Origin of the sequence: Marinicella rhabdoformis (assembly GCF_009671245.1) — a bacterium.
Classification (GTDB): Bacteria; Pseudomonadota; Gammaproteobacteria; order Xanthomonadales; family Marinicellaceae; genus Marinicella; species Marinicella rhabdoformis.
The window spans coordinates 1,247,170-1,262,486 of record NZ_VTFS01000001.1 but is presented as its reverse complement, the minus strand read 5'-3'; the positions used below and the strand labels follow the sequence as shown (position 1 = coordinate 1,262,486).

Below are 15,317 nucleotides of genomic sequence, written 5' to 3'. Positions count from 1 at the left end.
AATGGTTACTGATGCGTTTCATTTTTTAGGGTAATAAGTAGTTAAATAGCTTTGTACCGATTTATCCATATCGTTTTTAAGAATGCTCAAATGTTTGGGTGTGAGTTTATTTTCACTACTTGATATAACAGCTGAGCGCACAGCTGGGGATGGATCAGCAATCAGTTCAGTGATGGCTTTATTTGATAATTTTAAGTTTCTTGGTATGGCTGCCCTGACACAAGGGTTGCTGTGTTTGAGTAATGAACTGAGGTGCTTTTTGAAGTATTTCTTTTGATAATATGTCATGCTTTCAGCTATCGGCATGTCTGCTTTGAGCAATAAATGTTCGATTTGCTCTTCGTTGAGCAGTTTGTTGCCAGCGATGACCTCTGTGATTTCATATGTTTCATCATGAACCAGTAAATCAATATCAGATGGATCAGTGACTCTGTATGCCGCATGGCGCCTGACGACTGGGTTGCTGTTCCGAACCATGGCATACAACACTTCAGGTACTTCCATCATGCTGTCATTTTGGTCCATGGTGCTGGCAACCCACTGATCGTAATGCATGCATTTTAAAAACACTTCAACATGCGGTGTATAGCGACACAGTGTTTGTGTTACCCACTGTTGTTCTTGTTTTAACAGCGCCTCAGCAATGGAGTGACTGATGCTTGGGTTTGTGGCCAATGCTTTTTTCACTTTTTCACTGGAGTCGCTTAAAAAAGTGTGGTGTATTTTGTCATGGGTAGAGCGCTGAGCGATGAAGGCCCTGATGGTGTCACTTGGGTCATCTTGGTATTGCATGAATAAGTTTTCATCGTAGAGCAGTTCTGAGTAAGTTGGCTTAGATTCATCCGGGTTGTGTATGGCTGTATGATACACCAATCCTGACAAGGCATGTCTGCGCACGCTTTCTTGTTTGTCGTTGACCAAATGCTGGTGTATTTCCAGAGATGCATTGCGGTGAGCGGCCACCAATGCCCTGATGTCTGTATCTTGATCATGTTGTAACTTTTCCAATATATCAAGTGGTGCTTTTTTCCGTGCTGCCAGCTCCTTTCTTACTGCAGTGGACTGATCCTCCACCAAGTCCCGCATGACTTTGAGTGATTGTGTGGTTTTGGCTTGTTTGATGCGGTTTGCTTTGGTGCCCTTGTTTTTCAGTGACTCTATTTTTTTCTTACCACCGGTGGCTTTTTTAAAGTTCGGATGACTTTGGGCACTGACACGAATTGCTGCCACAGGGTCCTCTGACAAGCGAGTCAAAACATCAGCGGGACATTTTGGATTGTTTATCACAGCTGCCCTGACAGATTCTTTTTCATCATGTGCCAAAACACCAAACATGAATGGCGTACATTGTTCTAATCCAGCAATGTTTTTCCTGATGTGAATGTCCTCGTCATATACATGGGGTTGGATGTCAACCAAAAGCGCTGCTTTGCTTTGCACCACTTTGCGGGTGATCTTGGGGTGATTGTGATGCAGGTAGTGGCAGGCGACATGACCTGGTATTTCATCCAACTTCAACCATTCCAACACTTTCCACTCAGCATACTCCTCTGCTTTGATGGCATTGGGGTTTTCTAACAAGAGCAAGGTCAACTCAGGGTTTTGTGCCAATGAGGGGAAGCAGTAAAATGCATAATTTGCGTACAATGACTTGGGGCACAAAGGATGTCTGGCTATCAATTTATTGACAAATGAATAGCGGTATTTGGTGCTGCGCTGGAAGGCATATAATCCTTTGGCTTTGGGGTCAAGGCACAAGTCAATACATTCCCGCCATGTTTTGTTTTTGGAAGATTTTTTTTGTTTTCCTTTGGGCTCAGAATCCCTCAAAGCTTGCCAAACCACGACAGATTCTGTGGTGTTGGCCAAATCCAAACGAATTTCCTCACTGCCCTGGTCGACCAAAGTTAATTGTTGTTGCTCACTTAATGAAGGGTTTGTGGCCAATGCCATGTGATAACGTTCGTCATTCAAATCAAGCAGTTTTTGCAATGTGTCCTTTTCGGTGTTTGGATTAAAAGCAACCGAAAGCTTGACATCAAAGTTGTTGTCATTTGACAAAATATTTAATAAATCTGTAGGACAGTTCCGATGTAAGGCAACACCTGATCTGAAACAGGCTTCAGTGTGCTTTGAAATCACTTGTAGCTGCTCAGCTGTGGTTTCTTCATTGCCTAACAAGTCAATGACGCCGGACGGGTCAAGCTGCTCAGTGGGAACTTGGTCAGGTTCAGGGGTCAATTGTTCTAGGAATTTTGCCGCCTGTACCGCTTCGGAGGGACAGGCACTGTTATTCAATGCGGCTTGTTTGACCAGCTCATGGTCATCACGAGACAAAAACTCTAGAACCTCAGGTGGGCAAGCTGGATTTTCAGCCAACGCCTGTCGAACAGTCCTTGCTTGGTCTTGCGCTAAAGAACTGGCCAAGGCCTGAGAGGGGTTTTTCCGTTGAGCCAAGGCTTTACGAACAGGTGCAGACTTTTCTTTTATCAAGGGTTGAAGCAGAGATTCATCGACTCGGTTTAACCCAGCGATGTGTCTTTTATCAGCGGAAGTTCCATTTTCCAACCAATAGGGAATTTTGAAATAGTGGGGCCGGTCTTCATGTATGGTGAATCTTTTGAATGACTCATAGCTTCTGCTCCACGATCCAGGTTTGGCTTCGGTAGGCTTTTGGTCTATCAATGAAGTCCATTTTTCTGATTGGCTGTGTTGTGCATACATTGGGTTCGCTTTGGCGTCTGTAGGCAAAAAATAACTGAATCGAGCCATCCACCACATATCTATATTGGGGTGTCTGGCGACCAACCGCGCCACTTCTATGGATTTATAATAATGATCTAAATAGTGTTCCAACTCAGCCAGACTGGTGTCAGGTGATTGTCTGGCAAGCAAAGCACAAACTGCTTTTTTGTTTTTGGGGCGCTGTTCCAGCGGTGGTAAGCCTTTGGCTTGGTCCAAATCAGCCAGCTGTTGCAATACATTGTCAAGCTCAGTCTCTGTTGCGTTTGGGTTTAATAAGGTCACTAATATTGAATGTAGGCTGGGCTGATTTTTTTTCATATTGAGTATTCCTGAATGTTATTAATTAGCTCAAGAGTTTAATTGTCCTCGGCATTGGTTTGACTTAATCGTACCACTTGACCAAATGGAAAAGCTTCACTTTCTAAGCCGCCAGTGACTACCAGCCAAAGGGTTTCTGTTTCGGGTTTTTGATCAGGAAATTGACCAAAACCGTCGGTAAAATAGACAATGACATCCGTTTCATGAGGTTGCTTTGCATCAATCACACGCTCAAAAAAAACGGAAAAATCTGTGCCTCCACCACCTTGAGGCAGGTGACTGACAGAGTCGCTGTTAACTGAATAAGGTCCGTAGATGGTGGCATCCACATAGTACAGTTCCAGTTCAATGAACGGGTAAGCTGCGTTAATGGCAAGTAATTCACTCATGAATTGAGTCAATTCGTGTTTGTCAATTGAACCACTGGTATCAATCGCCACCAACACCTTTAATTGATTGGACATCAAATTATCCAGATACAAACCGCTGTGGACGAACCGGCGATCATAACCCTCATAGTCATTCGGGGTGCGGACCACAAAATGCCACAGTAACCAACGCCAATCAATTTCTGGGTTCATCATTTTATCGATTTCTAACATCAAACCGGCAGGTATCATGCCTGGGTCACGACAGGTCACTTGATGAGCTGCCTGGGCTTTTCGCAGTGCATTTTGCCAGTGTTGTTTGATCGCAGTCTTGAACTCTTTTTCTGATTGTAATTGCTGTGCGTTTTCTTTGTTTGTTTGCAAGTCTGGATGGTGCGGATACATGGTCATCAAAATTTGTCGGACCTGATTTTGACTGAGGCGATCATTTTGTGATTGCTCCAGTTTGTCTTGTTTATTTACCTCATCTTCAGTTGTGGTTTGGGTGTTGTTTTGTTTGGCAGTTGAACCTTGATCCATCCACTGCTTGGCAAGGGCGGCCAGCTGGGTGTTTTGATGTGGTAAATCGATCAGTTTTTCATAAACCTGTTCCACCGATAGGTCGCTATATTGTGGCTCTAAAGCGGTGTTTTTGGGTGGTAAAAAGTCTCCGGATTCTGTGATGATGTTATTCACCACTACATCGGCAGCCATGTTCCATACCTGTGTATCTCGCAGGCCTCGCCTGATGGGGTGGAGTAATGCCGAGTGTAATGTTAAATGTAATAACAGTCCTGTCCTTTCGGCAGCATTCAGGTTCTCAAAGTATGTGGTGTTGATTCGAATGACTTGGCCGTCGGTATTAAAATGCTGACAAGTGTTGTCAAAGCGATAATCAGCCATCAAAGACAAAGTGGCCAAAAACGGATTGGCTTTGCGCAACTGAAGCAAGTATTTGCTGATGGCTTGATCCATCAGCTGCTTAATAACTGAACATAAGTGGTTAAAAATGCTTTGAGTTTGGGCTCACTCATGATTTGTTGCTGTAAGTCATCCATGAAACCTTTTGCTCTGAACAATGGAAAGGCATCAGCGGCAAATAATTGTACCCACTCTGGATTGGCTTGATTCACCAACCACCTCAAGGCATGCAATGCTTTGGTTGCATCGTCTGATCGAGCCACCAGACTCAGGGTGGTCGCATAACGAAGTGACACTTCGCTTGGGAATGTTGGCTTGACCTTACCATTGACGATGCCGTCCACATCAGGTATGTCTTCAGTCACGGATAAAAAAGCTTCGAATTCTGCGGCGGCGGCGTGACCGACTGCACTGTCAATTGGCAGTCCAGCCTGATGTAAGCCGGCAGCCATTACCCAGCTTCTGGGAGATGGCCAGGCCATCTCGTTGGGCATCATCTGGTGAAGCAAATCTTTACGGAAGGCCAAAAAAGCGATTATTCTTTCACACAACTCCTTTTGAAGTGCATACTGCTTGAAACTGTTGATTTCACATGTTGTTTCCAAGTGAATGAATCGATTGGCCAGCGGGGCTGGCATTTCAAACACCCCAGCACGGTCTTCTTTTCGGTTACCGGCAGCCCAAATATACCAGTCTGGAGGTACACGATAACTACCCACTTTGCGATCAAGAATGAGCTGCTGAGCAACTCCTTGCATGGCAGGAGGGGCCATATTGATTTCATCAAGAAACAAAATCCCTTGTCCTTTTTGTGGAAGGAACTCTGGCGAAGCCCAATGCGTGATGCCATTTTCAGGTACAGGTATTCCCCTCAAGTCTGTGGGTGCGAGTTGACTTAGTCTGATATCAATGAATTCAAAATCATGCTCGTCAGAAAGCTGTTTAACCACGCTTGATTTACCTATTCCTGGTGGTCCCCAAATCATTACACTGCTTTGGATATTGTGTTGAATCAGTTGGGCTAAAAATTTTTTAAGATCATTGGGTGTCATGCGTTTTGAGTCGATGGTTGTGGATATGCAGGTTTTTAAAACAATGTTATATAACTAAAATGTTATCATCATTACAGAACCAATGGTGACTTTATTTAATACCGTGAAGCCAATAAATCTTTGGCAAATATTGACTGATTGTTTGGCTGGATTTTTGTTTGCAAGTAGGTGATTTAATTGAATCACTGGAAATTTTCTTTCTTAACATTGACACAGCAATCTTGCACATAAAATTCAAGATGGTGATAATGTTAAACCTTAAAATCAAAGAACAAGTAATCGAGGGCGCATATACATGAATAAAGAACAATTGATGGAACATCTTTTAGAGAACCCTTTTGATTGCAAGGCCAGGTCTGAATTGGCCTCGGTGTTCTTTAATGAAGGGCAGTGGAATAAAGCCCATCAACAATATAGCTTGATTGAAAAACAAAGGCCACTTGAGAACATTGAACAGGTTTTGATGAAACAGTGCGCAACTCATACGCAGATCAGTGAGGAACCAGAACAAAAAAGTAGGGATCAAATCACCCCCGAAGAAGTGGTTTCAGAGGTTACAAGCGAACCGCAAAACACCTCCCCAAACTTGACCGTCATCAGTGGTGGACAAAATGGAACACCATCGCCAGCTGATGACAACGTGGTTTCCATTCATCATTTGTCAGAAGAAATAACACGTTTTAATGACATTGCTGGCTTGGAGGCGGTTAAAAAAACATTGAAACTTCAGATCATTGAACCATTCAAAAACCCAGAAATCTTTAAGAAGTTTGGCAAGAAAGCGGGCGGTGGTGTTTTGCTGTATGGTCCGCCTGGCTGCGGAAAAACGATGCTGGCCCGTGCTGTGGCCAACGAATGCAATGCAACTTTTATTCCTGTGGCCATAAGCGATATTTTAGACAAATACGTAGGTGAAAGTGAAGCCAATCTACGGCTGATTTTTGAGAAAGCCAGGCACAGCACACCCACTGTTTTGTTTTTTGATGAGCTGGATGCTTTGGCCTATGCTCGGGGAAAGTCACAGTCAGACTACAGCAGAACATTGGTCAATGAGTTTCTCAATCAACTGGATGGTATGGGACATGACAACAGTGACATTTTATTTTTAGCGGCTTCGAACATGCCTTGGGACATCGATTCAGCCATGAAAAGACCTGGGCGATTTTCTCGTCAAATCTTTATTCCGCCACCAGATGAAACCGCAAGGGCTTACTTACTTGAGCACAAACTTGAAAAATTACCGCTGGCAAAAATAGACCTAAAAAAAATAAACCAGCAGTTAACTAACTTCTCAGGTGCTGATATTGATGGATTGGTCGAAGTGTTGAGAGAGTTAACCGTTGAGCGTTACATAGAATCAGGTCAGGAGCAGGCGTTAACCATGAAAGATTTTAATCAGGTGCTCAAGTCGGTTAATTCTAGTACCAATGACTGGTTAGCCACTGCAAGAAACGTAGTTAAATATGCAGGTTCTGATAAAACCTACCAAGGTGTCGAGTTGTACTTGAAGGCCAACAAGCTGTTGTGATGATGGACGATAATTATTTGCAATTGGCTCATCATTACCAAGAAGCCAACCAACCAGATAAAGCCTTACAAATTTTAGAAAACCATCCTCAATCAATTGAAAATGAGGCAAATTTAGAGCATTTTCTGTTACAGAATGTCGCGCTGTTTATGTTAGGTAGATTTGATGAAGCAAGCGAATTGTCTGATCAAATTTTACATAAACACCCACAAAATGAACAGGTCATTCACAACTGGGTTTGGGTCAATATGTACCTTGTTGCCCGCGCAGAACAGGCTTATCAAACGGCGAAAGCCATGATTGCGGAGTATCCGGAGCATTCGTTTTATTACTATGCCATTGCTTTTATGTGTTTTACTTACCACATTGGTAACAATGAAGAAATGCTGGCATCAATCGAAACCGCCTTAAAAGCTGGGAGTGATCATGATACGCTCTATTTGGCCTATCAAATATTTCAGCATCTGAAGCGCACTGAAGAGCAACAGCTATACCTCAGTCGCTTGGTGGCTGAGTATCCAGACAATGAAATCACACAGCAAGTATTGGCCGAGGATTTATTCAGGCGAAAGAAATACCGTGAATCGATTCAAGTGGCCTTGGGCGCAATTCGCAGTTATCCAGAAAATCCAATATTGTTGGAATTACTCAGAAAATCAGAAAAAAAACTGTTTGCCAGTAACTTCGGTTTGAATCCCGCTGAGTGGGTTGTTCAAATGGCTGGTTTAATAGAGCGGCGAAAAATCAGGTTGGGCGTTTGGGCCAGGTTTGAGCAAATTGGTTTAAGGCTATGGCTCTATTTGGCTTGGTTGCTGGCCACTGTTATGACCATTATATTGGCACCATTTTCATTGGCTGAAGAAATTTTCAATAACGAACGGATGTTAAGGAAACGCTCTCAAGACCCTGATTTTGGAAAACTTAATGCAGGGACAGACACTGTGCTTGATTGCTTTGATGGCGTCTTGTTGTGGAACCCTAAGGCCAAAACAGACCACCAATTCATTCAACTGACTCATGAAGGCATTGTTTTGGCTAAACGCGTGTTGGCCCCAATCGATCAGTTTCAATATGAAATGGATTTAAAGTTATTAAAGAAACCTAAGGTCATACCCCATAAAAAAATTGGCTACATCAAGTTTTCTGGCACTGAAATGATCATAGAATATAAGTTTTCTGGAAAAAAGCTGCCCATCGAACTTTCCAGCCATTCGAGCATGGAATACTTACAAGAATACATTGAAAGTGTGGGTTATGAATCAACCAAAACGAAACAAAGAACCAGGTTGAGTACATTGGGTTGGGTTTACTTGTTGTCTATGGTGCCATTAATCATTCACAATGTCTTTCCACAAAAAGGCTGGTTTCTGATTTATATTCAAATGGTGCTGGTTTTTAACATTGCTTATTTTTTAATTTACCGAATGATCTTTCCACTCAGGTTTGCGGTTTTCAAACAAGCTGAAAAATGATTGTGAGCTTTATTAGCCGTCAAAAAAGTCAGTCTTTAGTGCATGTTTATGTATGCCAACTATACGCTATCACACAGTGAGCACAGTGACTGTGTTTGCGTAATGAGATCAGCCGCTCTTAAAATGGAAGTGACAACACCCTTCTGATCTCTTCATTCATAAACCCTATGGCCATGGGTCGTTGGGTGTTGGGCAACACACAAACATCATACAGTTCCTCTACTATCCCCTCAATTCTCAGTTCATGCACAATGTCACCAGTGTTGAGGTTGATGACTTGTAAACCACAGCGTGGCGCTACTTTTTTATGTTTGAGCTTATCATGCAAGGCCAAACCCTCGAAAGTTTTGTTGCCCCGAGGTTTGGAAAGGCCCACCACAGCAAAATTACCCTGAAAGCTCAAGCCGCGCAAGTACCCTGGACAAAAAGCCACGACTTCGAATTGGCCTGTTTTCATATCAATATAGCCAAACTCCCCTTGGCCGGAATTGAGTACCCAGAGTTTGTTTCTGTACCACCTGGGCGAATGTGGCATCGACAGTCCATCAGCAATCACTTCATTATGTTGTACATCAATCACCACGCCACCATCCTGACGGTGTTCGCGCCAGCCTTCATTGACATCAGTTTGACTGACACAGGTGACATAGGCCGCTTTACCGTCTTTGACCGCCAGTCCATTGAGGTGACAGCGATCCTCAGCAGCCAGTTTGCTGATAAAGGGTGGTTGCCATATGGGTTCAAAACTGTGTGTTTCACTGGGGCGAGCCAAACAGCTGAATAAGGTGTTCACAAACAGCACACCTTGATCATCAATGGCCACGTCGTGGACATCGATATCACCGGTGGTATAGCCAACTTGGGGTACATAAACCCGGTCATACCCTTGGTGTGACTGTCCAGGTTTTAAAGCATTTTCAAAGCGCCACAACTGATATAAATTAGCCACCCAGAGGCTGTCTGTTTTTGGGTCCAAGCCTATGCCCATGCAGCGTGCGAAAGTCCGTTCGAATACCGACATTTTCTGCGCATCTTGCATACCGATAAAAAATAATTTACCCGCTTGATAAGTGGAAAAGCTGATACTGATTTGGTGTTCATTGAGCCAGCTACAAAACTGTCTTGAGCCGTTGAGTTCGAGTCGATTGGTCATGTTTATGTTTTATTTAATGTGGTTTATAAGCACTACTCGAAACCATTTTTAAAAATGGGCTTTTCCTGACCAAATATCACATAACTGCTGCCAGCTTCATTGTTTCCATCAGGGTCTGCTCTTTCAGCGCCTATGATGATGTCATCAAAACCATCGCCATTCACATCTCCGGCGGCACTGACTGATACTCCCGAATTGTCATCAGCAGCAACCCCATGTATGGTAAAGCCAGTGGTACCATTGAGTTCGCTCAGGAACAAGGGGTTTGGTGGGAGATCAATTGAGCCAAACACCACATAACTGCTACCGGCACCATCATTCCCGTCTGGATCAGCTCTATAAGCGCCAATGATGATGTCATCAACACCATCACCATTCACATCACCAGCGGCACTGACTGAAACACCCGAATTGTCATGTTCAGCAACCCCATGGATGGTAAAACCATTGAGGCGATTGATGGTGTAGAGGTTAAACGGATGAGGTAATCCTTCATCTGAGCCAAATATCACATAGCTGATACCAGCGTTGTTATTTCCATAAGAATCCCCTCTATCGACGCCAATGATGATGTCATCTATACCATCGCCATTGACATCGCCAGCAGCACTGACTGGATTATTATTCGGTGAAAAGACATCTGCCATATTGATGGTAATGCCATTGGAGCCATTAAGGTCACTGAGATTCAAAGGGTGTTGTGCGGGTCCATCAGTGCCAAATACCACATAACCTCTGCCAGCGCCGTCATTAGCATCTGGTGCTGAAATGATGATATCGTCAATGCCATCGCCATTGACATCTCCTGCACCACTGACTGAATGACCAGCATAGTTAAAATCCTCTTCCCCATGAATGGCAAAACCATTGGAGCCATTCAGAGAAGCTGTGTTGAGGGGGCTGGTAAAAGGTGTGTTTGAACCAAAGATCACAAAACTGCCACCATTCATGTATTGACCCCCAAGGTGATCGAATGGCGCTCCAATGATGATGTCATCAAATCCATCGCCGTTGATATCACCCGCTGCACTGACTGACGCCCCAAAATCACTAGAATAGATGCTCCCACTATTAATAACAATGCCATTGGAACCATCGAGGTTGCTCAGATTGATGGGGCTTGTTATGGTTCCAGCTGTGCCAAATACCACATAACTGCTGCCAGTGTTGCTGTTTCCTCTTTCTGCCCCAATGATAAAATCATCAATGCCATCGCCATTGACATCACCGGCAGCGCTGACCGATATACCTGAATGGTCACTCGCTGCAATCCCATTGATGATGAAGCCATTGTTACCATTTAAATCAATAAGCTCTAATTCCGGTTCAAATTGTGCATAGCCGGGGCTGTGGCTTAATCCCAGAGCCAAGGCGATAGAAAAAACGATTTTTTTGCGATGTATGACCATATCTGTTCTTATGTTTGTGCTTTTATTTTATTCAAAACTATTCTTAAAAATGATGTCATGACCAAACACCACATAACTGCTGCCTGCATAACTGTTGCCATTGGGGTCAGCGCCGGGTGCTCCTATGATGATGTCATCAAATCCATCACCATTAACATCACCGGCGGCGCTTACTGATGTTCCTGAACGGTCATTAATCGCAACGCCACTGATGTTTATGCCACTGGAATGAGTGAGGTCGTTGAGGTTCATAGGACTTGTTATAGGTCCGTCTGTGCCAAACACCACATAACTGCTGCCAGCTTCTGTATGGCCATTAGGGTCCGCTCCGGAAGCGCCAATGATGATGTCATCAATACCATCACCATTGACATCACCGGCAGCACTGACTGAGGTGCCAGAATAATCATATTCAGCAGCGCCATTGATGGCAAAACCGTTGTTGCCATTGAGATCACTTAAATTAATGGGATTGGATATGGGTCCATCAGTACCGAACACCACATAATTGCTGCCAGCCTCCGTGTTGCTTCCTGGACTTGAACCATCGGCTCCAATGATGATGTCATCAAGTCCATCGCCATTGACATCACCTGCAGCACTGACAGATATGCCTGATTGGTCATCGACCGCAATTCCGTTAATGACAAAGCCATTGCTGCCATTGAGGTCAGTCAGGTTGAAGGGATTAGCTGTGGGGGCGATTGAGCCAAACAGCACATAACTTCTGCCAGCTGAATCGTTCCCATTGGGATTGGCTCCGGGTCCTCCAATGATGATGTCATCAATGCCATCACCATTGACATCACCAGCGGCGCTGACTGATTGACCTGAGTTGTCTCCAGCAGCAACCCCATTGATAACAAAACCATTGCTGCCATTGATGGTGTTGAGAAAAAAGGATTCGGGAAGGGAGAGTCTGAACCAAACACTACATAACTGCTGCCAGCTTGATTGTTGCTATTTGGATCAGCCCTAAAAGCCCCGACAATGATGTCATCAAGTCCATCGCCATTCACATCACCAGCGGGTCTGACTGAGTGACCGGATCGGTCATTACTTTCACTTCCATGGATGCTAAAGCCATTGATGCCATTGATGGTGTAAAGATTTAACGGATTGGGTAGAGGGTCGACAGAACCAAACACGACGTAGCTGATGCCAGCGCCGGAATTGCCATTGGATTCCGCGTCGTCAGCCCCAATGATCACATCATCATTGCCATCCCCATTGACATCACCGGCGGCACTGACTGAGACGCCAGAATAATCAAAGAAATTGGCCCCATTGATAACTATACCGTTTAGACCATTCAGGTCTTCCAGATTTAAGGGATTGGGAAGACCATTCTCTGAACCAAATACCACATAGCTGCTGCCAGCAGAGCTGTTACCTCCAGGATCAGCACTGCTGGCTCCAATGATGACATCATCAAAGCCATCGCCATTGAAATCACCTGCGTCACTGACCGCTCCACCTGAACCATCACCGACCGTCACGCCATTGATTGTGATGCCATTACTGCCATTTAAATCAATAAGCGCTGTATCCCCTTCAGCTTGTCCATAGCCAGGGTTGTGATTTAATCCCAGCGCCAAGGCGATAGAAAATACGATTTTTTTACGATGTATAATCATAACTTATATTTTGTTTATGGGATTGTTAACTTTTGGTACCTAAAACTATAAAGCTTAAGGTTAAAAAAATACCAGAAAAAGCGCCATTAAATAATGGTTACGGTTGTTAGAGAAGGGTAGAGGCAGAGCTCAGGAGGTGTAGAGTGATGCTTCGATACTGGACCTATAAATGAGTGTATGTCGCTTGTAGTGATGTAGGTGCTAGCATTCAAGCCTGAATATAAACGATTATGTTGGTTTTTTCAGTTAATGCCGATATTTTGCTTGATTGCTTGGGATTTAAGCATATATTGACCTCTTAGCAATTCTTTTAACCAATTCAATGCGAGCTTGGACCGATAAATTAGGCATGTTTTTGTCTGGCCTTTGTGCCATTCAATGCGCCATGCTGCCCATCATACTCAGCGTGTCTGCTGTGGTGCCCGGCTGGGCGCACTTTGGCCATGGCTGGATTTGGATGACCGTGATTGGTTCGATTGCTTTGTGGTCTTTTGCAACGGGTTGGAAAAAACACAAAGATATTAAGGTGATTGTCATTGCTTTGGTGGGTTATGCGGTGCTTTTGGTGGCCACGGCTTTGGAAGATCAAGTGCCCATATTGGTTGAGTCTGGTTTATTTGTTTTGGGTGGGCTTGCCATGGTGGTGGCGCATTGGCGCAACTACAGGTTATCAGGTTGCGCCGTTAAAACAGTCAAGTGATTGTCAGGTGATTTATAATAACTCAAAATCTTCTTTGGTGACGCCACAATCAGGACACATCCAAGTTTCTGGAACGTCATCCCATGCAGTGCCTGGTACGATGCCGTCTTCAGGCCAGCCTTCGGCTTCGTCATATATCAAGCCGCAAACCACACAAATATATTTTTTAAAATCAGTTGCCATGTTTCATCATCAAATTACAGATGATGCAGATATTTGGTCAAGCCGATAAAAATCAACAATTGATGAACAAATTATGGAAAACGCTTTAGCAATAAAAAACTTAGTCAAAACCTATAAAGACGGCACCCAAGCCCTGAAAGGGGTTGATTTGACCGTAAAAGCGGGTGAAATTTTCGCTTTATTGGGCCCCAATGGTGCCGGTAAATCAACCATGATTGGCATCATTTCATCTTTGGTCAATGCCACATCCGGTGAGGTAAAAGTGTTTGGCCATGATTTAGAATCAGAACGCCAACAGGTCAAAGCGAGCATTGGCTTGGTCCCTCAAGAATTCAATTTCAACATGTTCGAAACGCCGATGAATATCGTCGCGCAGCAAGCCGGTTTTTATGGTGTGCCGCGAAAAGTGGCTTTGGAACGCACTGAAAAATATTTAAAACAGCTGCAGTTATGGGATAAAAGAAATGCCATATCTCGTGGTTTATCGGGTGGCATGAAGCGCCGTTTGATGATTGCGCGTGCGATGGTCAATGAACCTAAACTGTTGATTTTAGATGAACCAACGGCTGGTGTGGATATCGAGATTCGCCGTTCTATGTGGGAATTCGTTGAACAAATTGCAGCCAACGGCACAACCATTATTCTGACCACACATTATTTAGAAGAAGCCGAGCAGTTGTGTAAGAACATTGCGATAATTGATCATGGCCAAATTGTAAAAAACACCACCATCAAGGAATTGTTGACCACTTTGGACATCGAGACTTTTATTTTTGATTTAGACAAAGAACCAGGTGACGCGATATTGAAACAACTAAGCGCGATACGTAAAGATGATTTGTCGATTCAATTAGATGTACCCAAATCCAAGAACCTCAATGCGGTGTTCAGAGAGTTGGATGAAGCCGGTTACTGTGTCACCTCGATGCGAAACAAAGCGAATAGACTGGAAGAATTATTTGTCAAAATGACAGAATCAAAAGGAGCGCAATTATGAGCAATCACACTTTAGTCGGCATCCAGACGTTATTGCGCCGTGAAGTCAATCGCATCGTGCGCATTTGGTCACAAACTTTTTTACCGCCCGCCATTACCATGACCTTGTATTTCGTCATATTTGGTAACTTGATTGGTTCACGAATTGGTCAAATGGGTGGCTTTGATTATATGTCTTTTATTGTGCCCGGCTTGGTCATGATGTCAGTCATAACCAGTTCTTATGGCAACATGGTGTCCTCGTTTTTCGGGGCCAAATTTTCCAAGCACATTGAAGAGCTTTTGGTTTCTCCGATGCCCAATTGGGCGATATTGGTCGGCTATGTGGCTGGCAGTTTGTTCCGTGGTTTGACTGTGGGATTGATTGTTACCTGTGTGGCGATGTTTTTCACTGACATTCAAATTCACAGCATTGGTATTGTGTTGAGTACGGTGATTCTCACTTCGATTGTGTTTTCATTGGCCGGTTTTATCAATGCAGCCTTTGCCAAGAAATTCGATGACATTGCCATCATTCCGACCTTCATTTTGACGCCTTTGACCTATTTGGGTGGTGTGTTTTATTCCATCAGCTTGTTGCCTGATTTTTGGCAAGGTGTGTCTTTGGCTAATCCTGTTTTGTATATGGTGAACACCTTCCGCTATGGATTTTTGGGTGTGTCTGACATCAATATTGGTGTCGCTTATGGCATCATCCTGACTTTTGTAGTTGTACTGGGTGCCATTTCACTGCACATATTGAACAAAGGTTTGGGTCTTCGTTCTTAAAAACACTTTTGAAAAAAAATATTGCCCGCAGCATTTTATAGATATGTGCTGCGGGCTTTTTTTTGCT

General features: G+C 43.9%; 13 protein-coding genes. 5 read left to right on the top strand and 8 right to left on the bottom strand.

Annotated features, from left to right (window positions below; translation table 11 throughout):
* Positions 1–18: 18 nt before the first annotated feature.
* The 3 genes from FET73_RS05545 to FET73_RS05535 are packed head-to-tail and all read right to left on the bottom strand — an operon-like array spanning position 19 to position 5,404.
* Positions 19–3,063, bottom strand: coding sequence for a hypothetical protein (locus tag FET73_RS05545; protein WP_154222908.1), 3,045 nt, complete (start codon positions 3,061–3,063; stop codon positions 19–21).
* A 38-nt stretch (positions 3,064–3,101) separates the two neighbouring features.
* Positions 3,102–4,406: a vWA domain-containing protein gene (locus tag FET73_RS05540; protein WP_154222907.1), complete on the bottom strand. Its 1,305-nt coding sequence runs from the start codon at positions 4,404–4,406 to the stop codon at positions 3,102–3,104.
* Positions 4,406–5,404 carry an ATP-binding protein gene (locus FET73_RS05535; protein ID WP_154222906.1) on the bottom strand — a complete coding sequence of 333 codons (999 nt, stop codon included), beginning with the start codon at positions 5,402–5,404 and terminating at the stop codon, positions 4,406–4,408. Before FET73_RS05535 ends, FET73_RS05540 begins: the two co-directional genes overlap by 1 nt.
* 295 nt (positions 5,405–5,699) lie before the next feature.
* Between FET73_RS05535 and FET73_RS05530 the strand changes: the two genes are divergently transcribed.
* Positions 5,700–6,932: an ATP-binding protein gene (locus FET73_RS05530; RefSeq protein ID WP_154222905.1), complete on the top strand. Its 1,233-nt coding sequence runs from the start codon at positions 5,700–5,702 to the stop codon at positions 6,930–6,932.
* Between the two features lie 2 nt (positions 6,933–6,934).
* Entirely contained in the window at positions 6,935–8,404 is a 1,470-nt protein-coding gene (locus FET73_RS05525) for a tetratricopeptide repeat protein (protein ID WP_154222904.1), read from the top strand.
* A gap of 118 nt (positions 8,405–8,522) precedes the next feature.
* Here the strand turns inward: FET73_RS05525 and FET73_RS05520 are convergent, their stop codons facing one another.
* Genes FET73_RS05520 through FET73_RS05505 form a run of 4 tightly spaced genes read right to left on the bottom strand, consistent with a single transcriptional unit; the run spans position 8,523 to position 12,603 of the window.
* Complete coding sequence (locus FET73_RS05520) at positions 8,523–9,557, bottom strand: TIGR03032 family protein (protein ID WP_154222903.1); 1,035 nt, start codon at positions 9,555–9,557, stop codon at positions 8,523–8,525.
* Between the two features lie 32 nt (positions 9,558–9,589).
* Positions 9,590–10,966: an integrin alpha gene (locus tag FET73_RS05515; RefSeq protein ID WP_154222902.1), complete on the bottom strand. Its 1,377-nt coding sequence runs from the start codon at positions 10,964–10,966 to the stop codon at positions 9,590–9,592.
* A gap of 27 nt (positions 10,967–10,993) precedes the next feature.
* Positions 10,994–11,746 carry an integrin alpha gene (locus FET73_RS05510; RefSeq protein ID WP_425481525.1) on the bottom strand — a complete coding sequence of 251 codons (753 nt, stop codon included), beginning with the start codon at positions 11,744–11,746 and terminating at the stop codon, positions 10,994–10,996.
* On the bottom strand, positions 11,641–12,603 hold the full coding sequence (locus FET73_RS05505) for an integrin alpha (protein WP_218944265.1): 963 nt from the start codon (positions 12,601–12,603) through the stop codon (positions 11,641–11,643). Before FET73_RS05505 ends, FET73_RS05510 begins: the two co-directional genes overlap by 106 nt.
* A 322-nt stretch (positions 12,604–12,925) precedes the next feature.
* On the opposite strand from FET73_RS05505, the gene FET73_RS05500 reads away from it, so the two are divergent.
* A complete protein-coding gene (locus FET73_RS05500; RefSeq protein WP_154222900.1) occupies positions 12,926–13,303 on the top strand; it encodes a MerC domain-containing protein in 378 nt (125 codons plus the stop codon).
* Between the two features lie 12 nt (positions 13,304–13,315).
* Here the strand turns inward: FET73_RS05500 and FET73_RS05495 are convergent, their stop codons facing one another.
* Positions 13,316–13,486: a rubredoxin gene (locus FET73_RS05495; RefSeq protein WP_154222899.1), complete on the bottom strand. Its 171-nt coding sequence runs from the start codon at positions 13,484–13,486 to the stop codon at positions 13,316–13,318.
* A gap of 73 nt (positions 13,487–13,559) precedes the next feature.
* On the opposite strand from FET73_RS05495, the gene FET73_RS05490 reads away from it, so the two are divergent.
* The gene (locus tag FET73_RS05490; RefSeq protein ID WP_154222898.1) at positions 13,560–14,483 is read left to right on the top strand and encodes an ABC transporter ATP-binding protein; all 924 of its coding nucleotides are present in this window, start codon (positions 13,560–13,562) and stop codon (positions 14,481–14,483) included.
* A complete protein-coding gene (locus FET73_RS05485) occupies positions 14,480–15,250 on the top strand; it encodes an ABC transporter permease (RefSeq protein WP_154222897.1) in 771 nt (256 codons plus the stop codon). The genes FET73_RS05490 and FET73_RS05485 overlap by 4 nt, the downstream gene beginning before the upstream one ends.
* Positions 15,251–15,317: the final 67 nt, after the last annotated feature.